This window comes from Actinacidiphila sp. bgisy160 (assembly GCF_057707815.1).
In genome coordinates this window covers 37,328-60,382 of sequence record NZ_JBYIQW010000045.1, presented here as the reverse complement: position 1 = coordinate 60,382, position 23,055 = coordinate 37,328, and the positions used below count along the sequence as shown (strand labels likewise).

The 23,055-nt window shown below is 72.4% G+C and carries 20 protein-coding genes; 4 read left to right on the top strand and 16 right to left on the bottom strand.

Going from position 1 to position 23,055, the window contains the following annotated elements:
- The 4 genes from AC3EUJ_RS28185 to AC3EUJ_RS28170 form a co-directional block, all read right to left on the bottom strand.
- Nucleotides 1-416: Fur family transcriptional regulator (locus tag AC3EUJ_RS28185; RefSeq protein ID WP_431966156.1), on the bottom strand; the 416-nt coding region annotated here is incomplete at its 3' end.
- Nucleotides 417-468: 52 nt separating this feature from the next.
- Complete coding sequence (locus tag AC3EUJ_RS28180; RefSeq protein WP_431966154.1) at nucleotides 469-1,362, bottom strand: metal ABC transporter permease; 894 nt, start codon at nucleotides 1,360-1,362, stop codon at nucleotides 469-471.
- Complete coding sequence (locus AC3EUJ_RS28175) at nucleotides 1,362-2,123, bottom strand: metal ABC transporter ATP-binding protein (protein WP_431966152.1); 762 nt, start codon at nucleotides 2,121-2,123, stop codon at nucleotides 1,362-1,364. The genes AC3EUJ_RS28180 and AC3EUJ_RS28175 overlap by 1 nt, the downstream gene beginning before the upstream one ends.
- A gap of 34 nt (nucleotides 2,124-2,157) precedes the next feature.
- Nucleotides 2,158-3,135: a metal ABC transporter solute-binding protein, Zn/Mn family gene (locus tag AC3EUJ_RS28170; RefSeq protein WP_431966150.1), complete on the bottom strand. Its 978-nt coding sequence runs from the start codon at nucleotides 3,133-3,135 to the stop codon at nucleotides 2,158-2,160.
- A 182-nt stretch (nucleotides 3,136-3,317) separates the two neighbouring features.
- On the opposite strand from AC3EUJ_RS28170, the gene AC3EUJ_RS28165 reads away from it, so the two are divergent.
- Nucleotides 3,318-4,700: a glycine--tRNA ligase gene (locus AC3EUJ_RS28165; RefSeq protein WP_431966148.1), complete on the top strand. Its 1,383-nt coding sequence runs from the start codon at nucleotides 3,318-3,320 to the stop codon at nucleotides 4,698-4,700.
- A gap of 94 nt (nucleotides 4,701-4,794) precedes the next feature.
- Here AC3EUJ_RS28165 and AC3EUJ_RS28160 read toward each other — a convergent pair whose 3' ends face one another.
- The 3 genes from AC3EUJ_RS28160 to AC3EUJ_RS28150 all read right to left on the bottom strand — a co-directional run bounded on the left by AC3EUJ_RS28160 (nucleotide 4,795) and on the right by AC3EUJ_RS28150 (nucleotide 8,110).
- Nucleotides 4,795-5,379, bottom strand: coding sequence for a TetR/AcrR family transcriptional regulator (locus tag AC3EUJ_RS28160; RefSeq protein WP_431966146.1), 585 nt, complete (start codon nucleotides 5,377-5,379; stop codon nucleotides 4,795-4,797).
- A 34-nt stretch (nucleotides 5,380-5,413) separates the two neighbouring features.
- Entirely contained in the window at nucleotides 5,414-6,424 is a 1,011-nt protein-coding gene (locus AC3EUJ_RS28155; RefSeq protein WP_431966144.1) for an aldo/keto reductase, read from the bottom strand.
- Nucleotides 6,425-6,577: 153 nt separating this feature from the next.
- The gene (locus AC3EUJ_RS28150) at nucleotides 6,578-8,110 is read right to left on the bottom strand and encodes an MFS transporter (RefSeq protein WP_431966142.1); all 1,533 of its coding nucleotides are present in this window, start codon (nucleotides 8,108-8,110) and stop codon (nucleotides 6,578-6,580) included.
- A gap of 101 nt (nucleotides 8,111-8,211) precedes the next feature.
- On the opposite strand from AC3EUJ_RS28150, the gene AC3EUJ_RS28145 reads away from it, so the two are divergent.
- Entirely contained in the window at nucleotides 8,212-9,084 is an 873-nt protein-coding gene (locus AC3EUJ_RS28145; protein WP_431966140.1) for a helix-turn-helix transcriptional regulator, read from the top strand.
- Here AC3EUJ_RS28145 and ybiA read toward each other — a convergent pair.
- Genes ybiA through AC3EUJ_RS28130 form a run of 3 tightly spaced genes read right to left on the bottom strand, consistent with a single transcriptional unit; the run spans nucleotide 9,065 to nucleotide 11,535 of the window.
- The gene (gene ybiA, locus AC3EUJ_RS28140) at nucleotides 9,065-9,652 is read right to left on the bottom strand and encodes a riboflavin biosynthesis intermediates N-glycosidase (RefSeq protein WP_431966138.1); all 588 of its coding nucleotides are present in this window, start codon (nucleotides 9,650-9,652) and stop codon (nucleotides 9,065-9,067) included. The two genes, AC3EUJ_RS28145 and ybiA, sit on opposite strands and share 20 nt — an antisense overlap.
- A 51-nt stretch (nucleotides 9,653-9,703) precedes the next feature.
- Nucleotides 9,704-10,126, bottom strand: coding sequence for a MarR family winged helix-turn-helix transcriptional regulator (locus AC3EUJ_RS28135; RefSeq protein ID WP_431966136.1), 423 nt, complete (start codon nucleotides 10,124-10,126; stop codon nucleotides 9,704-9,706).
- Nucleotides 10,123-11,535, bottom strand: a complete 1,413-nt coding sequence (locus AC3EUJ_RS28130) for an MFS transporter (protein WP_431966134.1) — start codon at nucleotides 11,533-11,535, stop codon at nucleotides 10,123-10,125. Before AC3EUJ_RS28130 ends, AC3EUJ_RS28135 begins: the two co-directional genes overlap by 4 nt.
- A 109-nt stretch (nucleotides 11,536-11,644) precedes the next feature.
- On the opposite strand from AC3EUJ_RS28130, the gene dusB reads away from it, so the two are divergent.
- Nucleotides 11,645-12,793: a tRNA dihydrouridine synthase DusB gene (dusB, locus tag AC3EUJ_RS28125; RefSeq protein WP_431966132.1), complete on the top strand. Its 1,149-nt coding sequence runs from the start codon at nucleotides 11,645-11,647 to the stop codon at nucleotides 12,791-12,793.
- Between the two features lie 418 nt (nucleotides 12,794-13,211).
- Nucleotides 13,212-15,908: a pyruvate, phosphate dikinase gene (gene ppdK / locus AC3EUJ_RS28120; RefSeq protein ID WP_431966164.1), complete on the top strand. Its 2,697-nt coding sequence runs from the start codon at nucleotides 13,212-13,214 to the stop codon at nucleotides 15,906-15,908.
- 177 nt (nucleotides 15,909-16,085) lie between these two features.
- On the opposite strand, the gene AC3EUJ_RS28115 is transcribed toward ppdK, so the two are convergent.
- The 6 genes from AC3EUJ_RS28115 to AC3EUJ_RS28090 all read right to left on the bottom strand — a co-directional run bounded on the left by AC3EUJ_RS28115 (nucleotide 16,086) and on the right by AC3EUJ_RS28090 (nucleotide 22,973).
- A complete protein-coding gene (locus tag AC3EUJ_RS28115) occupies nucleotides 16,086-17,012 on the bottom strand; it encodes an oxidoreductase (RefSeq protein ID WP_431966130.1) in 927 nt (308 codons plus the stop codon).
- Between the two features lie 60 nt (nucleotides 17,013-17,072).
- Nucleotides 17,073-17,270, bottom strand: coding sequence for an antitoxin (locus tag AC3EUJ_RS28110; RefSeq protein WP_431966128.1), 198 nt, complete (start codon nucleotides 17,268-17,270; stop codon nucleotides 17,073-17,075).
- A 776-nt stretch (nucleotides 17,271-18,046) separates the two neighbouring features.
- Nucleotides 18,047-18,700, bottom strand: coding sequence for a PhzF family phenazine biosynthesis protein (locus tag AC3EUJ_RS28105; protein ID WP_431966126.1), 654 nt, complete (start codon nucleotides 18,698-18,700; stop codon nucleotides 18,047-18,049).
- 28 nt (nucleotides 18,701-18,728) lie between these two features.
- A complete protein-coding gene (nirD, locus tag AC3EUJ_RS28100; protein ID WP_431966124.1) occupies nucleotides 18,729-19,061 on the bottom strand; it encodes a nitrite reductase small subunit NirD in 333 nt (110 codons plus the stop codon).
- The gene (gene nirB / locus AC3EUJ_RS28095; RefSeq protein WP_431966122.1) at nucleotides 19,058-21,643 is read right to left on the bottom strand and encodes a nitrite reductase large subunit NirB; all 2,586 of its coding nucleotides are present in this window, start codon (nucleotides 21,641-21,643) and stop codon (nucleotides 19,058-19,060) included. Before nirB ends, nirD begins: the two co-directional genes overlap by 4 nt.
- Before the next feature lies 1 nt (nucleotide 21,644).
- Nucleotides 21,645-22,973 (bottom strand): NAD(P)/FAD-dependent oxidoreductase, encoded by a 1,329-nt coding sequence (locus AC3EUJ_RS28090; protein ID WP_431966162.1) that lies wholly within the window; start codon nucleotides 22,971-22,973, stop codon nucleotides 21,645-21,647.
- Nucleotides 22,974-23,055 lie beyond the last annotated feature (82 nt).

Sequence of the window (23,055 nt, the reverse complement as noted above, 5' to 3'; positions counted from 1 at the left end):
CCCCCCCCCCCGCAGCCGGCGCAGTCGGCGCAGGTGCCGAAGATCTCCACGGTGTGGGCGACGTCGACGAAACCGTGCTCATCGGCGATGGTGTCCGCCCACTTCTCGACCGCGGGACCCTCGACCTCGACGGCCTTGCCGCAGACGCGGCAGACCAGGTGGTGGTGGTGACCGCTGCTGCAGCGCCGGTAGACGGACTCTCCGTCCCCGGTGCGGAGCACGTCGATCTCGCCGGCGTCGGCGAGGGACTGCAGCGTGCGGTAGACCGTGGTGAGGCCGACCGAGTCACCCCGGTGCCTCAGGAGGTCGTGCAGCTCCTGGGCGCTGCGGAACTCGTCGACCTCGGCGAGGGCCGCGGCTACGGCGGCACGCTGCCGTGTCGATCGTCCGCGGACGGGGGGCTTGGCGGTCGTCACCGGTGGCCTCCTACTCGATCGGTTCGGTCGGTCATTCTGCCAGGCCGGGTGCTCACACCCGGACGTCGTCCTCGGTGGGACGCGCCGCGGGTACTTCCAGGGTGCACCGTGTCCCGTCCACCGCGGCACGGCGTGCACGCTTTTTCGCCAGGGGCGCGGCCAGCAGCGTCAGCGTGACGAAGACGCCGATGGCCAGCAGCACGATCGTCGCCCCGGAGGGCACGTCGGCGTAGTACGAGGTCACCGTGCCGGAGAAGGCGACCGCCACGCCGATCACGACCGACAGCGCGAAGGCCGTGGCGAAGCTGCGGGCGATCTGCTGGGAGGCGGCGACCGGGATCACCATCAGCGCGCTGACCAGCAGCAGCCCGACGACCCGCATGGCGACGGTGACCGTGACCGCCGCCGTGACGGCGACCAGCAGGTTGAGCAGCCGCACCGGCAGGCCGGTGACCCGGGCGAACTCCTCGTCCTGGGAGACCGCGAACAACTGCCGTCGCAGGCCCACGGTGACCAGCACCACGAAGCCGGCCAGCAGGCAGATCGCGGTGATGTCCTGCGGCGAGACGGTGGTGATGGAGCCGAACAGATAGGTGAGCAGGTTGGCGTTGGAGCCGTTCGGCGCGAGCGAGGTGAACAGCACGCCGGCCGCCATGCCGCCGTAGAAGAGCATGGCGAGCGCGATGTCGCCGCGCGTCCTGCCGTACCAGCGGATGAGTTCCATGACGACCGCGCCCGCGACCGCCACGGCCGTCGCCATCCACACCGGGTTGGTGCTGAGCAGGAAGCCGAGGCCGACGCCGGTGAGGGCGACGTGGCCGATGCCGTCGCCCATGAGCGACTGACGGCGCTGGACGAGGTAGATGCCGATCGCGGGGGCGGTGATGCCGACGAGGACGGCGGCGATCAGCGCCCGCTGCATGAAGGCGTAGGAGAACAGCTCCATCAGAACAGCCCCGTCCGGATCGGCTCGGCCGTGTGACCGGCGTGCGGGTGGACATGGTCGTGGCCGGGCAGCGCGTGCTGCCCCTGGGCCTTCGGCGGGGGTCCGTCGTGGACGACGCAGCCGTCGCGCAGCACCACCGCGCGGTCGATCAGCGGCTCCAGCGGCCCGAGTTCGTGCAGGACCAGCAGCACCGTGGTGCCCACGGAGACCTGTTCGCGCAGCGTCCCGGCGAGCACCTCCTGGCTGGCGAGGTCGACGCCGGCCATCGGCTCGTCCATGATCAGCAGTTCGGGCTCGACGGACAGCGCGCGGGCGATGAGCACCCGCTGGTGCTGGCCGCCGGAGAGCGCCTCGACCGGGTCGCCGGCCCGGTCGGCCATCCCGACCAGTTCCAGGGCGCGTTCCACGGCCCGGCGGTCCGCCTTGCGGGGCGGGCCCAGCCTCGTACGGGCCAGCCGCCCGGCGGAGACGACCTCGCGCACGGTGGCGGGGACGCCGGAGGCCGCCGTGGTGCGCTGCGGCACGTAGCCGATGCGGGACCAGTCGCGGAACCGGTTCAGCGGGGTGCCGAACAGCTCCAGTCCGCCCGAGGTGAGCGGCACCTGGCCGACCACGGCGCGGATCGCGGTGGACTTGCCCGAGCCGTTGGCGCCGAGCAGCGCGACGACCTCTCCGCGCCGCACGGTCAGGTCGACGCCGCGCAGCACCGGCCGTGAGCCGAGCGAGGCGGTCGCGCCCCGCATCGATATGACCGTGTCCATTCCAGCCTCCGTACCTGGCTCCGTCATCGTGGCCTCACTTCGCGCCGAGCGCCGCGCGCAGGGCCTGAAGGTTGCCGTGCTGGACCTCGAAGTAGTCGCGGCCCGCGGACTTGTCCGTGATGCCCTCGATCGGGTCGAGCACCGCGGTCTTCAGGCCGAGGTCGCCCGCGAGGGTCCTGGCGGTCCGGTCGCTGGCGAGCGTCTCGAAGAATACGGTGCTGACTCCCTTGTCCTTGGCGAGGGTGTGCAGCGTCTTCATCCGGGCGGCGCTGGGCTCGGACTCCGGGTCGATGCCGTTGACCGCCTCCTCGACCAACCCGTAGCGCTCGGCGAGGTAGCCGAAGGCGGCGTGGGTGGTGATGAAGGTGTCCGAGGTGCGGTTCTTCAGCCCGTCCTCGAAGTCGGTGTTCAGCGCGTCGAGCTTCTTCACCAGCGCGGCGGTGTTCTTCTCGTAGGTCGCCTCGTGGCCGGGGTCGGCCTTGGCGAGGGCCTTGCCGACACCCTCGGCGACCTCGGCGTAGCGGACCGGGTCGAGCCAGATGTGCGGGTCGGCGGACGCTCCCCGGGCCTCCGGCATGGGGGACCCCACCTCGTCCTCGTGCCCGGTGTGGTTGTCCCCGGTGGTGTGGTGCTGGCCGTCGACCTCGGTGCCGTGGTCCTCCAGGGTGGTCAGCGCCGCGGCGTCGACGGTGTTCGCCACGCCGGACTGGGCTATCGCGTCGTCGACCGCGGGCTGCAGGCCCTTGAGGTAGACGATGACGTCGGACTCGCCCAGCTCGCCGGTCTGCCGGGGGGTGAGCTCCAGGTCGTGGGGCTCGGTCCCGGGTTTGGTCAGTCCGGTCACGTCGACGTGCCCGCCGCCGATCTGCTCGGCCAGGAACTGCATCGGATAGAAGGAGGCGGTGACCTTGAGCCTGCCGTCGTTCCCGCTCGCGCCGGCGGTGGAACAGGCGCAGAGGGCGACCAGCCCGGCGACGGCGGTGAGGGGGACCAGAGCACGACCTATGTTCATGACACCCATTTTCAACAAAACTGGAAACGATTGTCAATTGGCTTAGTGGCCGGACCCGCCGCCCCCGCACTGTGGAACCGATTTGATACAGCCCCCGCACCCGCCGGTAATCTGAGGTATTCGCCGGACCGCACGCGACCCGGCGGACCTCACCGACCGCTTCGTCGTCTGAAGAGAGCACCGTGGCCGCCGACAAGATCGACACCATCGTCAGCCTGAGCAAGCGCCGTGGCTTCGTTTTCCCCTGCAGCGAGATCTACGGCGGTCAGCGCGCCGCCTGGGACTATGGGCCGCTGGGCGTCGAACTGAAGGAGAACATCAAGCGCCAGTGGTGGCGCGCGATGGTCACCTCCCGGGAGGACGTGGTCGGCCTCGACTCCTCGGTGATCCTGGCCCGTGAGGTCTGGGAGGCCTCGGGTCACGTCGCCACGTTCACCGATCCGCTCACCGAGTGCACCTCCTGTCACAAGCGTTACCGCGCCGACCACCTGGAGGAGGCGTACGAGGCCAAGCACGGCCACCTGCCCGCCAACGGCCTGTCGGACCTCAACTGCCCCAACTGCGGCAACAAGGGCACCTTCACCGAGCCCAAGCAGTTCTCCGGCCTCCTCGCCACCCACCTGGGCCCGACCCAGGACTCCGGCTCGGTCGCGTACCTGCGTCCGGAGACCGCGCAGGGCATCTTCACCAACTTCTCGCTGGTGCAGACCACCTCGCGCCGCAAGCCGCCGTTCGGCATCGCCCAGACCGGCAAGTCCTTCCGCAACGAGATCACGCCCGGCAACTTCATCTTCCGGACCCGTGAGTTCGAGCAGATGGAGATGGAGTTCTTCGTCAAGCCGGGCGAGGACGAGACCTGGCACGAGTACTGGATGCAGCAGCGCTGGGACTGGTACCGGGGCCTCGGCATGCGCGAGGAGAACATGCGCTGGTACGAGCACGCCAAGGAGAAGCTGTCCCACTACTCGAAGCGCACCGTCGACATCGAGTACCGCTTCAACTTCGGCGGCACCGAGTTCTCCGAGCTCGAGGGCATCGCCAACCGCACGGACTACGACCTCAAGGCGCACAGCCAGGCCAGCGGCCAGGACCTGTCGTACTTCGACCAGGAGGCCGGTGAGCGCTACTTCCCGTACGTCATCGAGCCCGCGGCGGGTCTCAACCGCGCCATGCTCGCCTTCATGCTCGACGCGTACAACGAGGACGAGGCCCCCAACGCCAAGGGCGTGATGGAGAAGCGCACCGTCATGCGCCTCGACCCGCGCCTGGCGCCGGTCAAGGTCGCCGTCCTGCCGCTGTCGCGCAACCCGCAGCTCTCGCCCAAGGCGAAGGGCCTCGCGGCCGACCTGCGGCGCCACTGGAACATCGAGTTCGACGACGCCGGCGCCATCGGCCGCCGCTACCGCCGTCAGGACGAGATCGGCACCCCGTTCTGCGTGACGGTCGACTTCGACACCCTCGAGGACAACGCGGTCACCGTGCGCGAGCGCGACACCATGAAGCAGGAGCGCGTCTCGCTGGACCAGGTCGAGGCCTACCTCGGCGGCCGGCTGCTCGGCTGCTAGGCCCGGACCCGGACGCATGCGAAAGGCGCCCGGTCACCCCCCTCGGGGTGGCCGGGCGCCTTTCGCGCGTCCGCGGGGCCCGGGCGGCCGGGGCTCAGGGCCTCAGGCCGCGCAGGATCAGGTCGTTGACCGCGGAGTACGCGGCGTCGACGCCCGGGCTGAACCACGACCCGGCGTACGCCGGGTCGTGGAAGCGGGCGGTGGCGTCCCACACCGCCTGTGCGGCGGCCCCGGGGTCGCCGGCGGCGAACTCCCCGCCGGCCACGCCGTCCCGGATGATCCGGGTGAGGAGCCCGACCATGACCGCGACGTGACCGGCGACCACGGAGCTGTGCTCCTCGGTCAGCGCCATGTAGGTGGCGAACAGCTCGGGGTCGCCGCCCGCCTTGCGCCGCTTGGCCGCGAACAGGGCCTCCAGCCAGGCGCGCAGCCGCGCCTGGGCCGGCCGCCCGCCGTCCTCCGCTATCGCCGACAGCTCCGCGTGGGCCTGGTCGAGCCACCGCTGGGTGACGGCCTCGCGCAGCGCGGCCTTGGTGCGGAAGTGCCGGTAGACGCTGCCGTGGCTGACGCCGAGGGCACGGGCCACGTCGACCACGGTGGCCTTGGCCGGGCCGTAACGGCGCAGCACCTCTTCCGTGGTCTCGAGGATGCGTTCGGCGGTCAGCGTCTCGGGTGGCATGGTCGCCATTCTCCCAGGGCCGGGCGGGTGCCCGTCAGTGCCGGTGCTCACTGTCCAGGTGGGCCATCTGCGACTGCGGGTAGCGCTCGCCGGCGGCCGCGCCGGCCGGGACGGCGGTCTCGATCGCCGCCAGGTCGTCCGCGTCCAGGGTCACGTCCAGCGCGCCCAGCGCCTCGGCCAGCCGCTCGCGGGTGCGGGCGCCCACCAGCGGGACGATGTCCTCGCCCCGGGACAGCACCCAGGCGATGGCGGTCTGGGCGACCGTGACGCCCTTCTGCTCCGCGATCTTGCGCAGCGCCTCGACCAGCCCGAGGTTGTGCTCCAGGTTCTCGCCCTGGAAACGGGGGCTCATGGCGCGGAAGTCGTTGCCGGCCAGCTGCCGGTCGCGGGTGAAGTGGCCGCTGATCAGACCGCGGGACAGCACACCGTACGCCGTGACGCCGATGCCCAGTTCGCGGGCGGTGGGCAGGATCTCGTCCTCGATGCCGCGGGAGATCAGCGAGTACTCGATCTGCAGGTCGCTGATCGGGGCCACGGCGGCGGCCCGGCGCAGGGTGGCGGCGCCGACCTCGGACAGGCCGATGTGCCGTACGTAGCCGGCCTCGACGAGCTCGGCGATGGCGCCGACGGTCTCCTCGATCGGGACGTCCGGGTCGACCCGGGCGATGCGGTAGACGTCGATGTGGTCCGCGCCCAGGCGCTGCAGGGAGTACGCGGCGAAGTTCTTCACGGCGGCCGGGCGGCCGTCGAGGCCCAGCCACTCGCCGCCGGGCCCGCGCAGGGCGCCGAACTTGACGCTGACCAGTGCCTTCTCGCGGTCGGCCGGGGAGGCCGTGCGCAGGGCCTGGCCGACGAGCAGCTCGTTGTGGCCCATGCCGTAGAAGTCGCCGGTGTCGATCAGCGTCACGCCGGCGTCGAGGGCGGCGTGGACGGTGGCGATCGACTCGCCGCGGTCGGCGTCGCCGTAGAGGGCGGACATGCCCATGGCGCCGAGGCCGAGGGCGGAGACGGTGGGGCCGGAGGAACCGAGGGTGCGGTTCTGCAAAGGGGACTCCTTGGTCGCATCAGGAGGTCGTGCGGGGATGCCGGCAACAATGGCACATGTGCTGACAGATTTCAATATCTGTCAGCACACGTGTCACTCCCGGCTCCGTCTCCACGGGCCGGACCAGGGTCCCGGACCCGGCCCGGCGGCTCCTCAGGCCACCTGGCGCGGCAGCCGCAGGCTGGCCAGCGCCGTCACGACCACCGCCGCGAGCTGCACGACCAGCACCGTGACCAGTGCCTCCCGCGTCCCGTGCGAGGGGGCCAGGGCGAGGAAGAGTGTTCCGAGGGTGGCCACGCCCAGAGCCAGCGCCGACTGCTGGGTGGTGACCATGACCCCGCTGCCCACCCCGGCCCGCTCGGCCGGGACGTCCGCGAGCACCAGCCGGAACAGCACCGGCAGCTGCAGTCCCTGACCGAGGCCCGCGATCGCCACACCCGGCAGCAGGGCCCAGGCCGTCATCCCCGGTCCCCAGCTGCGGGCCACGGTCAGCGCCAGCACCGCGACGCCGACGCCCTGCAGGACGCCGCCCGCCGTGACCACGCGCCCGCCGTAGCGGCCCACCAGGCGCGGTCCGGCCAGCGAGGCCAGGAAGAACGCCACGGCCATCGGCACGAGCGTGGCGCCCGCCTCCACCGGCCCGTAGCGCAGGCCCTGTTGCAGGGCGACGGCGATCACGAACATGAAACCGCCGAAGCCGATGGAGAACGGCACCATCAGCGGCAGCGCCCGCCGCATCCCGGTGAGCACGAACAGGCTCGGCGGCACCAGCGGGATCCGCCCGGCCCGGTCGGCCCGCCGCTCGACCAGGAAGAACGCCAGGGCCGCGAACGGGAAGATCGCCAGCGACACCCACGTCCACGCCGGCCAGCCGGCCGCCCGGCCCTCGGTCAGCGGCGCCAGCAGGGTCACCAGCGACACCGCCAGCAGCAAGGTGCCCGGCCGGTCGACCGGCGCGGGACGGTCGGAACGAGTCTCCGGCACCGAGCGCAGCGCGAGCAGCAGACCGGCCGCCGCGACCGGCACGTTGACCAGGAACACCGCGCGCCAGCCGGTGCCCGCGATGTCCGCGGCGACCAGGACGCCGCCGAGGATCTGGCCCGCGACCATGGACAGGCCGGCGGTCGCGCCATACAGGCTCAGCGCCCTGGCCCTGCGGTGACCGGCGGTCGCGGAGTGGATGGTGGCCAGCACCTGGGGCAGCATCAGCGCGGCCGCCGCGCCCTGCGCGACGCGGGCGCCCACCAGCACCCACGCGTCCGGCGCCAGGCCGCAGGCGAGCGAGGTCAGGCCGAAGGCCGCCATGCCGGCGAGGAAGAGCCGGCGGCGGCCGAAGGAGTCGCCGAGCCGGCCGCCGAGCACCAGCAGCACGGCGTACGCCACGCCGTAACCGGCCACGACGAGCTCCAGCACGGCGACCCCGGCGTGCAGGTCGGTCTCGATGGCGGGCAGGGCGACGTTGACGATGAAGAAGTCGATGAGCGGCAGCGCCGCGCCCAGCAGCACGGTGAACAGTCCCAGCGGGCTGAGCGCCGGCGCGGCGGGGCCGGGCGGCGCCCCCGCGGCCGGTGGCGCGGTTCTCGCGGCCGGTGCCGGGCCGGTGGCGTCCACCTGGATGACGTGGGGTCGTACCTCGGCGCGGGAACGGAGGCCGGTGGATACGGAGGTTTCGATGCGATCGGTCACGTATGCCACGATGACCTTGTTCCCAGGGGGGTACCAGAGAGCGTTTATCCAGGTATCGCGACCACCTGGCAATGGTCTGGGGTGTCAGGCACCCTGGAGGTATGACGTCTCCCAGCGCCGCCGCGCGGAGCGAACTCGCTTCCTTCCTCCGCAGCCGCCGTGAACGGATCTCCCCCGAGCAGGTCGGACTCCCGCCCGGCCGCCGACGCCGCACTCCCGGGCTGCGCCGTGAGGAGGTGGCACAGCTCGCCGCGGTCGGGGTGACCTGGTACACGTGGCTCGAGCAGGCCCGCGAGATCCGGATCTCCGCCCAGGTGGCCGACTCCATCGCCAGGGCCCTGATGCTGGACCCGAACGAGCGCACCCACCTCTTCCTGCTCGCCGGGGTGCAGGACCCCAACCCGCGCGCCCAGTGCCCGGGGATGTCCGACCAGATCCGGGAGATGCTGGCGAAGCTGGAGCCGCTGCCGGCCGCGGTCCTCAACAGCCGCACCGACGTCATCGCGCACAACCGCACCTACGCGCGGCTCATCAGCGACCTCGACAGCCTCCCCTTCGAGGACCGCAACATCATGTGGCTGGTCTTCACCGACCCGGCCTGGCGCGAGGGCCTGCCCGACTGGCACGACACCAGCCGGCAGCTGGTCGCCAAGTACCGTGCGGCGATGGCCGAGCACCTCGCGGAGCCCGCGTGGAAGTCCCTGGTCAAGCGGCTGGAGCAGGCCTCACCGGAGTTCCGCGAGCTGTGGGAGCGTCATGAGGTGCAGGAACCGGAGAACCGCACCAAGCGCTTCCTCAACCCCCGGGTCGGTCTGCTGACCTTCCACTTCACGCACCTGTGGCTCGGCCCCAGCCAGGGTCCGCGGCTGGTCACCTACTGCCCGGCGGACGCTGCCACCCGCGAACGGCTGGAACGGCTGTACGCGTACGAGATGGCCGGGTCCGCGCCGAGCGCTATGCCGATGCCGGTGTGAGGAGCTGCTGCCGCGCCTCCATGAGGGCGAAGCCCAGCAGGTTCAGGCCGCGCCACCGCAGGGGGTCGGCGGCGCCCTCGTCGTCGGCGGCCAGGCCGATGCCCCATACGCGGTCCACCGGGCTGGCCTCGACCAGCACGCGTGAGCCGGTGCCCAGCAGGTAGTCGCGCAGCGCCGGGTCCTGGCCGAACTTGGCGACGTTGCCCTCGACGACGAGTTCCTCGCGGTGCCGCTCCCAGGTGGCGTTGTCGAAGCCGCGGACCTGGCGGCCCAGCTTCTTCGCGGCGTTCGGGTGCGGGGCGTCGAGGATCGCGGCGAGGGCCCGGTCGTCGCCGAAGAGGCGGGCCTTGCCGGCCATCATCCAGTGTTCGGCGGTGGCGTAGCCGATGCCGTCGACGGTGAACTCCGAGGGCCACCACTGGCTCAGGCAGCCCGCGCCCACGCTGCCGTCGCGCTGCGGCCGGTGGCCCCAGAAGAACAGGTACCTGGGCCGTATGCCGCGCGCGGTCAGCTCCGTCAGCGCTGCCCGGGAACGGGCGTCGCGGGGCTCGGTGATCTGCGTCGTCATGTCAGTGACGGTAGCGCCGGGCACCGACAACGGCCCCCGGTTTTCCCCGGCTCACCCCTGGGCCGATCCGAGCAGCTTGGTCACCACCCGGTCCAGCGCCGCGAGTTCCTCCGCGTCCAGCTCCACCAGGCCCGGCGGGGGAGCGCCCAGGATGCGGTCGGCCTCCCGCGCCGCCGCGGCCCCGGCGGGTGTGACGCTCAGGAGCTTGCGGCGCCGGTCGCGCGGGTGCGGCGTGCGTTCCACCAGCCCCCGCCGGGCGAGGTCGTCGACGACGAGTGTGACATACGGGCGGTCCGTGATGAGGTCGGCGGCGAGGTCGCCCGGGGTCACGGGGGCCGCCGCGATCCGGCGCAGCGCCTTGACCCGGAAGAAGCTCATGCCGAGGGCGTCGGCCACCTCGCGGCGGCGTTCGTTGCGCTCGAGGACGAGCGTCCGCAGGCCGCGCCATACCCGGGTGGCCGTGGCCTCGTTCACCGGGCACCCACCGGCTCCCGGGCGGCGTCCGCGCCGAGCCGCTTCGCGGCGCGTTCCGCGGTGCCCGCCGCCCAGTGGCCCGAGGTCAGGGCCCCCAGCGCCAGGATCGCCACTCCGCAGCCGGTGATGATCCACCACGCGGTGAGGTCGAGTCCGGCGGCGAGCGCGGCGCCCATGACGGCCACGCCCAGGGACTGCCCGACCTGCCGGCTGGTCGAGGCCACCGCCGCGGCGACCCCGGCCTGGGTCCGCGGCATACCGGAGACGGCGGTGTTGGTGATCGGCGCGTTGACGAAGCCGAAGCCGACGCCGAACAGGACGTACGCGGTGAACAGCTTCGCGTCCGAGGCGGTCGCGTCCAGCGCGGCGAACATCACGCCGCTCGCCGTGGTGGCCACACCCGCCAGCAGCAGCGGCAGCCGCGGGCCACGGCTGCCGACCATGCGGCCGGACAACGGGGCGCAGACCAGGGCCATGGCCGCCATCGGCAGCAGGTGCAGACCGGCGTCCAGGGCCGACATCCCGCGAACGTCCTGGAGGTACAGGGTGTTGAGGAAGAGGAAACCGGCGAGGGCCGCGAAGGCGCTGACCGCTATCACCGTCGCCCCGCTGAACGGCGCGCTGCGGAAGAAGCGCGGGTCGATCAGCGGTTCCCTGCGCCGCCGCTCGTAGGGGACCAGGCCCACCGCGGAGCACGCGGCGAGCACCAGGCAGCCGACGATGACCGGGGAGCCCCAGCCCGCCGCGGGCGCCTCGATGATGGCGTACGTCAGTGAGCCGAGCAGCGCGATGACCAGCAGTTGACCGACCGGGTCGATCCGGCGCGGCCGGGGGGCCCGGGACTCGGGCACGTACAGTGTGGTGAGCACCAGGGCGAGCAGGCCGATGGGCAGGTTGAGCCAGAACACCGAGCGCCAGCCGACCGACTCCACGAGCGCGCCGCCGATGATCGGACCGGCGGCCATGCTGATGCCCACGACACCGCCCCACGCCCCGATCGCCCGCGCGCGCTCGCGCGGATCTGTGAAGACGTTGGTGATGATCGACATCGCGACGGGGTTGAGCATCGAGCCGCCGACCGCCTGCAGCATGCGGAAGACCACCAGCCATTCCAGGCTGGGGGCGATGCTGCACAGACCGGACGCGACGGTGAAGATCACCAGCCCGGTGCGGAAGATCCGGCGGCGGCCGATCCGGTCGGCTGTGGAGCCGGAGAGCATGAGCAGCGAGGCCAGCACGAGCGTGTAGGCGTCGATCGTCCACTGCAGCCCGGAGATGGAGGTGTGCAGGTCCCGGCGCATGGCGGGCAGCGCGACGTTGAGGATGGTGTTGTCGAGGCTGACGATCAGCAGACTCATGCAGCAGATCGCCAGCACCAGCAGACGTCTGCCCCGGCTCAGCTCCGGCATCGGCCGTTCCCGTCTCCGTGATCGCTGTGATCGGGCGGATTGATTGTATGTGTGTAACCATTTCACGCTACACCCAATCCCTCCCGGGTGATACGGGAGAATGGTCCGCATGACTGCTGACGCCACCGCTCCCGCACTCCGCATCGGCCCGCACACCGTGTGGCCCCCGGTGGTGCTGGCACCGATGGCCGGGATCACCAACGCGCCGTTCCGCACGCTGTGCCGCGAGTTCTCCGGCGGCAAGGGGCTCTTCGTCTCTGAGATGATCACTACCCGGGCCCTGGTCGAGCGCAACGACAAGACCATGCAGCTGATCCACTTCGACGGCACCGAGAAGCCGCGCTCGATCCAGCTGTACGGGGTCGACCCGGTGACCGTCGGCAAGGCGGTCCGGATGATCGTCGACGAGGACCTCGCCGACCACATCGACCTGAACTTCGGCTGCCCGGTCCCCAAGGTGACCCGCCGGGGCGGCGGCTCGGCCCTGCCCTACAAGCGCAACCTGCTCCGCTCGATCCTGCGCGAGGCGGTCGGCAACGCGGGCGACCTGCCGGTCACGATCAAGATGCGCAAGGGCATCGACGACGACCACACCACCTATCTGGACGCCGGCCGGATCGCCGTCGAGGAGGGCGTCACCGCCGTCGCGCTGCACGGCAGGACCGCCGCCCAGCACTACGGCGGGACGGCCGACTGGGAGGCGATCGCCCGCCTCAAGGAGCACGTCCCGGAGATCCCGGTGCTGGGCAACGGCGACATCTGGAGCGCCCGGGACGCGGTCCGGATGATGCGGGAGACCGGCTGCGACGGCGTCGTCGTCGGGCGCGGCTGCCTCGGCCGCCCCTGGCTCTTCGGCGACCTCGTGGCCGCCTTCGAGGGCGGCGGCGCCCCGGCCGCACCGTCGCTGCGCGAGGTCGCCGGCGTCATGCGGCGCCACGCCGAGCTGCTGGGGGAGTGGCTGGGCGACGAGGAGCGCGGCGTCATCGACTTCCGCAAGCACGTCGCCTGGTACACCAAGGGCTTCTCGGTCGGCTCGGAGATGCGCCGCAAGCTGGCGATGACCTCCTCCCTCGCCGAGCTCGACGCCCACCTCGCCGACCTCGACCTGGACCAGGAATGGCCGGATGGCGCCGAAGGCCCGCGCGGTCGGACGGCCGGGAGCAAGCGCGTGGTGCTCCCGGACCGCTGGCTGGAGGACCCGTACGACTGCTCGGTGGTCGTCGGCGCCGATGCCGAGCTGGACACTTCGGGCGGCTGAGGAGGTTTCTCCGGTCCATGGGGAGGTCCGGACTGTAAGACAAAAGGCGGGGAGGCCGAGTGATTCTCGCCACGCCTGATAGGGGTATCGCTCAAATGAGCGGTGGGAGTGTCACCACACCTCTCCAATGAGTGGCACTGGGTGCCAAGGTTGTCGTGGCCACATGCTCAAGTCATCCGTCACGTGGAGTGACCGACTCCGAGTGTGCCGATCACGTGGCGAGAGCATGTGTTCGACGGTTGAACACACCCATCGTTCACCCGGAAGGACGCCACGACTTTCGATCTCTCGGCGGATGGGTGGTTACGCCCGTGTGACCTGGTGATTGACGTACTGCAGCGCCTTCGAGATGGGTACGCTCCCCGCCGTCAGGGCATCCCGGCCGCGAGGAGCGAGTCCCGTGTCGGAAGAACAAGTAATCCAGAAGTTCGTCTACGACTTCACTGAGGGCAACAAGGACCTCAAGGACCTGCTCGGCGGCAAGGGTGCGAACCTCGCCGAGATGACCAACCTCGGTCTGCCCGTCCCCCCGGGCTTCACGATCACCACCGAGGCGTGCAAGGTCTACCTGGAGTCGGGCGCCGAACCCGCGGCGCTGCGCGACGAGGTGAGTGCGCACCTCGAGGCGCTCGAGCGGAAGATGGGCAAGAAGCTCGGCCAGGCGGACGACCCGCTGCTCGTCTCCGTCCGGTCGGGGGCGAAGTTCAGCATGCCGGGCATGATGGACACCGTCCTCAACATCGGCCTGTCCGACGCCTCGGTCGCGGGCCTGGCCGCGCAGGCCGGCAACGAGCGCTTCGCATGGGACTCCTACCGGCGCCTCATCCAGATGTTCGGCAAGACCGTGCTGGGCGTCGACGGCGAACTCTTCGAGGACGCGCTGGAGGACGCCAAGCGGGCCAAGGGCACCCACGATGACCTCGACCTGGACGCGGCCGATCTGCAGGGCCTGGTCGATCAGTTCAAGGCCGTCGTCGCCAAGGAGACCGGGCGGGACTTCCCGCAGGACCCGCGGGAGCAGATGGACCTGGCCGTCCGCGCCGTCTTCGACTCGTGGAACGGCGAGCGCGCCAAGCTCTACCGCCGCCAGGAGCGCATCCCGGGCGACCTCGGCACGGCTGTGAACGTCTGCTCCATGGTCTTCGGCAACCTCGGCTCCGACTCCGGCACCGGCGTCGCCTTCACCCGCGACCCGGCCACCGGCCACCAGGGCGTGTACGGCGACTACCTGAGCAACGCGCAGGGCGAGGACGTCGTGGCGGGCATCCGCAACACCGTGCCGCTCGCCGAGCTGGAGCAGCTGGACAAGGCCTCCTACGACCAGCTGATGCAGATCATGGAGACCCTCGAGACGCACTACAAGGACCTGTGCGACATCGAGTTCACCATCGAGCGCGGCAAACTGTGGATGCTGCAGACCCGTGTCGGCAAGCGCACCGCCGCCGCCGCCTTTCGTATCGCCACCCAGCTGGTCGACCAGGGCCTGATCGACGAGGCCGAGGCGCTGCAGCGGGTCAACGGTGCGCAGCTGGCGCAACTGATGTTCCCCCGTTTCGACGAGAAGGCGAAGGCCGAGCGGATCGGCTGGGGCATCGCCGCCTCGCCGGGCGCGGCGGTCGGCAAGGCCGTCTTCGACTCGTACACCGCCGTGAAGTGGTCGCGCTCCGGCGAGAAGGTCATCCTCATCCGCCGCGAGACCAACCCCGACGACCTCAACGGCATGATCGCCGCAGAGGGCATCCTCACCTCGCGCGGCGGCAAGACCTCGCACGCGGCCGTCGTCGCCCGCGGCATGGGCAAGACCTGTGTGTGCGGCGCCGAGGAGCTCGAGGTCGACACCAAGCGCCGCCGGATGACGGCCCCCGGCGGGGTCGTGGTCGAGGAGGGCGACGTCATCTCCATCGACGGCTCCTCCGGCAAGGTCTACCTGGGCAAGGTGCCGGTCGTCCCGTCCCCGGTCGTGGAGTACTTCGAGGGCCGCATGCACGCCGGCGCCGACGACGCCGACGAGCTGGTGCGGGCCGTGCACCGGATCATGGCGTATGCCGACCGGGTCCGCCGGCTGCGGGTGCGCGCCAACGCCGACAACGCCGAGGACGCCTCGCGCGCCCGCCGCTTCGGCGCCCAGGGCATCGGCCTGTGCCGCACCGAGCACATGTTCCTCGGCGAGCGCCGCGAGCTGGTGGAGCGGCTGATCCTCGCCCACACCGACTCCGAGCGCGACAAGGCGCTGTCCGCGCTGCTGCCGCTGCAGAGGGCCGACTTCGTGGAGCTCTTCGAGGCGATGGACGGGCTGCCGGTGACCGTGCGCCTGCTGGACCCGCCGCTGCACGAGTTCCTGCCCGACATCACCGAGCTGTCGGTGCGCGTCGCGCTCGCCGAGTCCCGCAAGGACGCCAACGAGAACGACCTGCGCCTGCTCCAGGCCGTCCACAAGCTGCACGAGCAGAACCCGATGCTCGGCCTGCGGGGTGTCCGTCTCGGCCTGGTCATCCCCGGCCTGTTCGCCATGCAGGTGCGGGCCATCGCCGAGGCCGCCGCGGAGCGCAAGAACGCCAAGGGCGACCCCCGCCCCGAGATCATGATCCCGCTGGTGGGCACGGTCCAGGAGCTGGAGATCGTGCGCGAGGAGGCCGGGGCCGTGATCGCCGAGGTCGAGGCCGCCACCGGCACCGAGCTGGGGCTCACCCTGGGCACGATGATCGAGCTGCCCCGCGCCGCCCTGACCGCCGCTCAGATCGCCGAGGCCGCCGAGTTCTTCTCCTTCGGCACCAACGACCTGACCCAGACGGTCTGGGGCTTCAGCCGCGACGACGTCGAGGCCAGCTTCTTCACCGCCTACCTGGAGAAGGGCATCTTCGGCGTCTCCCCGTTCGAGACCATCGACAAGGACGGCGTCGGCGCCCTCGTCCGCTCCGCCGCCGCGGCCGGCCGCGCCACCCGGCCCGACCTCAAGCTCGGCGTCTGCGGCGAGCACGGCGGCGACCCCGAGTCCGTCCACTTCTTCCACGAGGTGGGCCTGGACTACGTCTCCTGCTCCCCGTTCCGCATCCCCGTCGCCCGCCTGGAGGCGGGCCGGGCCGCGGCGCTGAGCAAGGGCAGCGACAGCCGGTAACCCCGGCCAGGAGGACCATCTCCCACCCTCACCGGGGGCGGCACCTTTGTGCGAAGGTGCCGCCCCCACTTTCGTTCCGCCCCTCTACGAGCGGAACGGGCCGCGCACCCTCGCAGGTGATGCCGCGGTCCGCCGGAGTTCACCGTCATGGCGACGGGCGTCCCGGTACGCGGCGGCTCACCCCGCCGCGGGCAGCTCGTAACGGACGCGCGTGAGCTGTTCGGAAGCCGCCCACAGCAGCTCGCCGGCGCGGTCGTCGCGGGTCCACGGGGCACGCCAGGAGGGGACGGGGGAGCCGCGCCACCCCTGGAACCGGGGACCGGTGAAGGAGTCGGGGAGCACGCCGGGCGCCGTGGCGGCGTACAGCAGCGGGAGCGCGCCGGCGTCCGCGGACTGGGCGATCACCCGGTTGCCGAGGTTCACCACGCGTTCGAGGGTCCGGCGGTTCTCCATGCGCGCGGCGCGGGTCTGCAGCCCGGTGCTCGCGTAGCCGGGGTGCGCCGCGGTGGCGACGGTGCCGGCGCCCGCGGCCGCCAGCCGCCGGGACAACTCGTGGACGAAGAGCAGGTTGGCGCTCTTGGAGCGGGCATACGCGATCCAACGGCGGTAGCGGCGCCGGCTGTTGAGGTCCGTGGGGTCGATGGTGGCGACCACGTGCATGCTGCTGGAGACGGTGACGACGCGGGATCCCGGGGTGGCCAGCAGGCGCGGCAGCAGGAGTCCGGTGAGGGCGAAGTGGCCGAGGTGGTTCACGCCCATCTGGGTCTCGAAGCCGTCGGCGGTGGTGCCGTACGGCAGGGCCATCACGCCGGCGTTGTTGAGCAGCAGGTCCAGCCCGGTGCCGCCGTACCCGGCGGCGAAGGCGCGCACCGAGGACAGGTCGCCCAGGTCGAGGTGGCGGTATCCGGCGCGGGCCTCGGGCACTTCGGCCTTCAGGCGCTCGACCGCCTGCTTGCCGCGCGTCTCGCTGCGGCAGGCGAGGAGCACCCTGGCGCCCCTGCGGGCGAGCTCGCGGGCTGCGCAGTAGCCGATACCGCTGTTCGCGCCGGTGACGACGGCCGTGCGGCCGCTCTGGTCGGGGATGTCGTTCGCGGTCCACACCATGCGGGTCAGCGTAGGGCCGCCGCGCCGCCCTCCACACGGGGGCGCGACGGCCCTACGGCGTCAGGAGTGCGGGGGACGGTCCTCGCCGGAGCTGCCCGTGCCGAACTCGTCGCCCAGCTTGTCCTGAGCGGTGTCGACCTGGCGCTGGTACTTCCCGCCGGTCTTCTCGTCCAGCATGTCGCCGCCCTTGTCGATGCCCTTGTGGGTCTGGCTCTCGTGGCCCTTCAGCTTGGCTTTGATCTTGTCGAACATGGACATCGCTGTCCTCCTCGCCGTAGTGGCACTTCTCTCAGCATCACCGCCCCACCGAAGATCCGCATCCGGAACCTCCGGGGCCGCAAAATCGCAGGTCAAAGCGGTGCCGCGAGGCGCGGCCACGGCGAGGGCGCCCCGTGTCGGCCGGCGCGGGCCGGTGTGCACGGTGGCGTTGCGTGTCGGGCGAGGGCATTGCGGGAAGCGGGCGCGATGTCCCGCCCCGGGCGAGGACGGGGCTGAGGCCGGCGCGGGCCACGGGGCCCGGGCGGCCGGCCGGGAGGGCGCGTCGGCCGTTGCCGGGTACCGCGAGAGAATCCGGGGCGCCGGCCACGGGATCCGCCTCCCGGGCCGGCGCGACGTGCCGTCCTGGCCGAGGGCAGAGGGTCGGTGACGGGTGGGCGCGGCGTCGATCACGGGGCAGCGGCCCGTTGCGCCGCGGGCGGTTGCGACGGCGACGCGGGCCCGGTCCGCCCTGGGCCCTGCGCCGGATGACGGGGGCGGGCGGCCGGCGGCCCGCCCCTCCCGTGTGACGGGCGGGAGCCACGGCCCCGGCGGCTGCTCCTTGCCGTGGCGGTCGGTCGTCGGGCCTCGTGAGCGCGCCCGCGCGTCGCCACCGGGCACCGGCCGTTGGGCCGTCGGCGAGCGGACGGGCTCGGCGCCCCGGGCTGCCGGCTCCCCGGGGCCGTGTACGCGCCCGGGGCGGTGATCGCGGGGGCCGACGGCCGGTTCGGCCGGTGTGCGTGCGGGGGTTGCTGGGGTCGTGCCGGATCGACGACCGGTCAGGGGGCCAGGGCCACCCGGCCGCCGATGTCGACGGTGCCGTCGGGGTGGGGGCGGGTCAGGATCTGTGAGCCCAGGCCCTGGCGGACATCCAGCGGGCGCCCGAGTCCGGCGGTGAGTACGAGGGCGGCGGCTCCCGTCGCCTCGTCCTCCACGATCGCGTCGCCGCGGCGCGGGAAGGCCCGCGCCCGCACGCGTCCGGCCGCCTCGTCCGCCCAGGCCCACGCGTAGAGCCAGCCCTCGCCGGGCGGCGGCGCGGGCAGCGCGTCCACCTCGGCGGGCGAGCCCAACCGCTGGGTGCGACGCCCCGACGCCCACTCGGCGCGCCCGCGCACCCAGGTGAACTCGCCCTCCGCCCAGGCCTTCACCGCGCCGGCCGGCGGCCGCAGCACCTCGGCCCCGAGCAGCCATGCCGTCCCCACCGTCGCGTGACCCGCGAAGGGCAGCCGCACACTCGGCGTCCAGATGTCGACGACGCCGCGCCCGGCGTCGTCGACGAACACGGTCTCGCTGTAGCCGAGCTCGGCGGCCAGCCGCTGCCGTGCCTCCGTCCCCGGCACGGACGCGCCGTTGCGTACCACCCCGAGCAGGTTCCCGCCCCGCCCGTCGGGACCGACGAACACCCGCAGCACCTCTACCTCGACCTCGGCCATGGACCGATTCAAGCAGGTGCCGCGTCCGTCACCGCATCCGCACCGGGAAGGCCGGGACCGAGACCGCCTCGTCGTCGAGGCAGCGGCCGTTCTCCAGGTCGAAGCGCTGCTTGAGCAGCGGGGAGGCGACGAAGGCCCGGCCTTCGGCGGTGGAGCCGGTCAGGCCGCGGGACAGGACGTAGGCGCCGGTGAACGGGTCGCGGTTGTCGATGGCGTACAGGCGCCCGTGCCGGTCGGTGAAGAGGGCGGCCTGCCGGCCGTCGGGGAGGAGGGCGGCGACGCCGCGGCCGGGGGTCAGGGCTTCGTGCTCGCAGACGGCGAACCAGTCGGCGGTGCCGGGGAGGAGGACTTCGACGGTCATGCGGTGGTGGTCCCTTCGAGGGTGCGGACGGGGAGCACGGGGCCGGCGAGCAGGTCGAGGTCGGGCTTGACCTGGTCCCGCTCGGGGACGAAGCGCACGGAGGGGTCGGGGACGCCGGGCGCGTTGACGAAGGAGACGAAGCGCCGCAGCCGCTCCGGGTCGCCCAGCGTCTGCGCCCACTCGTCGCGGTAGTGGGCGACGTGGTCGGCCATCAGCCGCTCCAGCTCCGCGCAGATGCCGAGGGAGTCGTGGACGACGACGTCCCGTACGTGGCCGAGCCCGCCCTCGAGCCGCTCCAGCCAGGCGGAGGTGCGCTCCAGGCGGTCGGCGGTGCGGATGTAGAACATCAGGAAGCGGTCGATCAGCCTGACCAGCTCGGCGTCGCTCAGGTCCTGGGCGAGCAGGTCCGCGTGGCGCGGGGTGGCGCCGCCGTTGCCGCCGACGTAGAGGTTCCAGCCGCCCACGGTGGCGATGACGCCGAAGTCCTTGCTCCGGGCCTCCGCGCACTCGCGCTGGCAGCCGGAGACGGCGGACTTGAGCTTGTGCGGTGAGCGCAGGCCCCGGTAGCGCAGCTCCAGGTCGATGGCCATGCGGACGCTGTCCTGCACGCCGTAGCGGCACCAGGTCTGCCCGACGCAGGACTTCACGGTGCGCAGCGCCTTGCCGTACGCGTGCCCGGACTCGAAACCGGCGTCCACCAGCCGGGCCCAGATCACCGGGAGCTGGTCGACCCGGGCGCCGAACAGGTCGATCCGCTGGCCCCCGGTGATCTTGGTGTAGAGGCCGAAGTCGCGGGCCACCTCGCCGATCACGATCAGCTTCTCCGGGGTGATCTCACCGCCGGGGATACGGGGCACGATCGAGTACGAGCCGTTGCGCTGCATGTTGGCCAGGAAGTGGTCGTTGGTGTCCTGCAGCGCCGCCTGCTCGCCGTCCAGGACGTAGCCGGAGGCACCGATCGTGGGGGCGAGCGAGGCGATGATCGACCCGACGGCCGGCTTGCAGATCTCGCAGCCGTCGCCGCCGCGGGCGCCGTCGCGGCCGTGACGGTCGAGCAGCTCGCGGAATCCGGTGATCCGCAGCGCGCGCACGATCTCGTAGAGCTCCTGGCGGGTGTGGGCGAAGCAGCCGCACAGCCCCTTGTCGACCTCGACGCCCGAGGCCTCCAGCTCGGCGGTGACCAGCTGGCCCAGCACCTTCACGCAACTGCCGCAGCCGGTCCCGGCCTTGGTGCACTTCTTGACCTCGGGGACGGTGGCGCAGCCGTGCTCGGTGACCGCGCCGCGGATCGCGGCCTTGGTGACGTTGTGGCAGGAGCAGATCACCGCCTCGTCCGGCAGCGCCGAGGGGCCCAGCGCCACGGGGGCGCCCGCGCCCGCCGGGAGCACCAGCTGCTCCGCGGGGACCGGCGGCACCGAGCCGGTGAGCGGGCGCAGCATGCCGTACTGCTCGGCGTCGCCGACGAGGATGCCGCCCAGCAGCACACCGTCCCGCGAGACGACCAGCTTCTTGTAGACCCCGGAGCGGGAGTCGGAGTAGACCACGTCGAGGCAGCCGGCGGTCGCGCCGTGCGCGTCGCCGAAGGAGGCGACGTCCACACCGAGCAGCTTCAGCTTGGTGGAGGTGTCGGCGCCGGTGAAGGAGCCCTCCTCGCCGGCGATGGCCTTCGCCGCGGTCTCGGCCATGTCGTAGCCCGGCGCCACCAGGCCGTACACCCGGCCGTCCGAGGCCAGGGCGCACTCGCCGATCGCATAGACGTACGGGTCCTCGGTGCGGCAGGTCGCGTCGACGACGATGCCGCCGCGCTCGCCGACCGGCAGCCCGCACTCACGTGCGAGCTGGTCGCGCGGCCGTACGCCCGCCGAGAAGACCACCAGGTCGACGTCGAGCGACGAGCCGTCCGACAGCGCCATGGCCCTGACCGAGCCGTCGCCGGTCGTGAGGATCTCCTGCGTGCCCACGCCCGTGTGGACGGTCACGCCCATGTCCTCGACGGTGCGCCGCAGGGCCTCCCCGCCGCCCTCGTCGACCTGCACCGGCATCAGCCGGGGCGCGAACTCCACGACGTGGGTGTCCAGTCCGAGCCCCTTGAGCGCGCCCGCCGCCTCCAGCCCGAGGAGCCCGCCGCCGACCACCGCGCCGGTGCGCGAGGTCATCGCGTACTCCTCGATCGCCAGCAGGTCCTCGATCGTGCGGTAGACGAAGCAGCCGCCCGCGTCCTTTCCCGGGACCGGCGGCACGAAGGGGTACGAGCCGGTGGCGAGCACCAGGGTGTCGTAGCCGACGGTCAGGCCGGAGCGGGCGGTGACCGTCCGGGCCTGCCGGTCCACGGCGACCGCCGGGTCGCCCAGATGGACTTCGATGCCGTGCTCCGCCATGAAGCCGGCCTCCACCAGGGAGAGCGACTCGGGGCCCGCGCCGGCGAAGTACGAGCTGAGGTGGACGCGGTCGTACGCCGGGCGGGGCTCCTCGCAGAGCACCACCACCCGGGCGCGGGAGGTCAGGCCCCGGTCGGCCAGCGCCTCCAGGAACCGCTGTCCGACCATCCCGTGGCCGACGAGCACAATGGTAGGCGTGGTCATGTCAGGACCCTCCGTTGTCGGTGAGCAGGTGGAGCGGGGGAGCGGGCAGTGGCTCGTCGCCCTCCCAGGTGCGGGCGAGGGTGCCCACGGTGCTGAGGTCGCCGAGGAGGATGCCGCCGACGAGGCGGTCACCGCGCAGGACGACCTTCCGGTAAGCGCCGCGCGTGGCGTCGGCGAGACGGAGCACGTCGTCGCCCGGCGCGGGGGTCGTCTCGCCGAAGGAGGCGATGTCCAGGGTCGCCGGGCCGCCCAGGGTGAGCCGGGTCAGCGAGCGGGTGCCGCCGTAGCGCGCCGCGGGGTCGGCCGTCAGGACGTCGGCCAGCGCATCCGCCTGCTCGGTGGCCGGGCCCGCGAGGCCGTAGACGACGCCGTCGTGCTGGGCGCAGTCGCCGATGGCGTGGACCGACGGGTCCGAGGTGCGCAGCGTGTCGTCCACCACCACCCCCTTGGCGACCGCCAGCCCCGCCGCCTGGGCGAGACCGACGCGCGGCCGGACGCCGCAGGCCAGCACGACCAGGTCGGCGCCGAGGTGGTAGCCGTCGGCGAGTTCGACCGCGGTGACCACCGGACGCGCCGCCCGGCCGTCATCAGCGGCCCCCCGGGGCAGGGTCAGCGGACGCGCCCCGGCGGGCCCGCCTCCCGTACGCGCGGCCATCACCAGCCGCAGCTGCCGGGAGGGCTGCGCGCCCCCGTCCTCGTCGCGGGTCAGCAGACCGCGCACCCGGCACTGGGTGTGCACCTCGACGCCCAGCCCCTCCAGATGGGCGCGCAGCAACTCCGCGGCGGCCTCGTCGAGATGGCGTTCCAGCAGGTGCTCACCCTGGGTGGCGACCACCACCTGCGCCCCGCGCGCCGCCAGCGCCCGCGCCGCCGACACCCCGAGCAACCCGCCGCCGACGACCACCGCGCGGGCCCCGGGACGCACGGCCGCCGAGAGCGCGAGGCAGTCGTCCATCGTGCGGAAGGCGTGCACCCCCTCCGGCACCATGCCGCTGTCCCGCGCGAACAGCCCGCGCAGCGGCGGCAGCACCGGATTGGAGCCGGTCGCCAGCACCAGCCGGTCGTACCGGACCACACCGCCGTCGTCGCAGACCACGGCCCGCTCGTCGCGGTCGATCCGCACCACCCGGACACCCCGGCGCACCACCGCTCCGGGCGCACCCGGCAGGGCGACCACCTCCGGCGCGTACCGGCCCGCCAGCACCTCCGCGAGCAGCACCCGGTTGTACGGGGTGTGCCGCTCCTCGCCGATCACCGTGACGTCCACGCCGGAGGGCGCCAGACGCTGCGCGAGTCGCGCCCCCGCCAAGCCGCCGCCGACCACCACCATTTTCATGGCACGAGCCTGCGGTGCCGCTGTTACCCGGCCGCATCCCCGTCGTTTCCCGGGGGGAACAGTGCCCTCAGCGTCG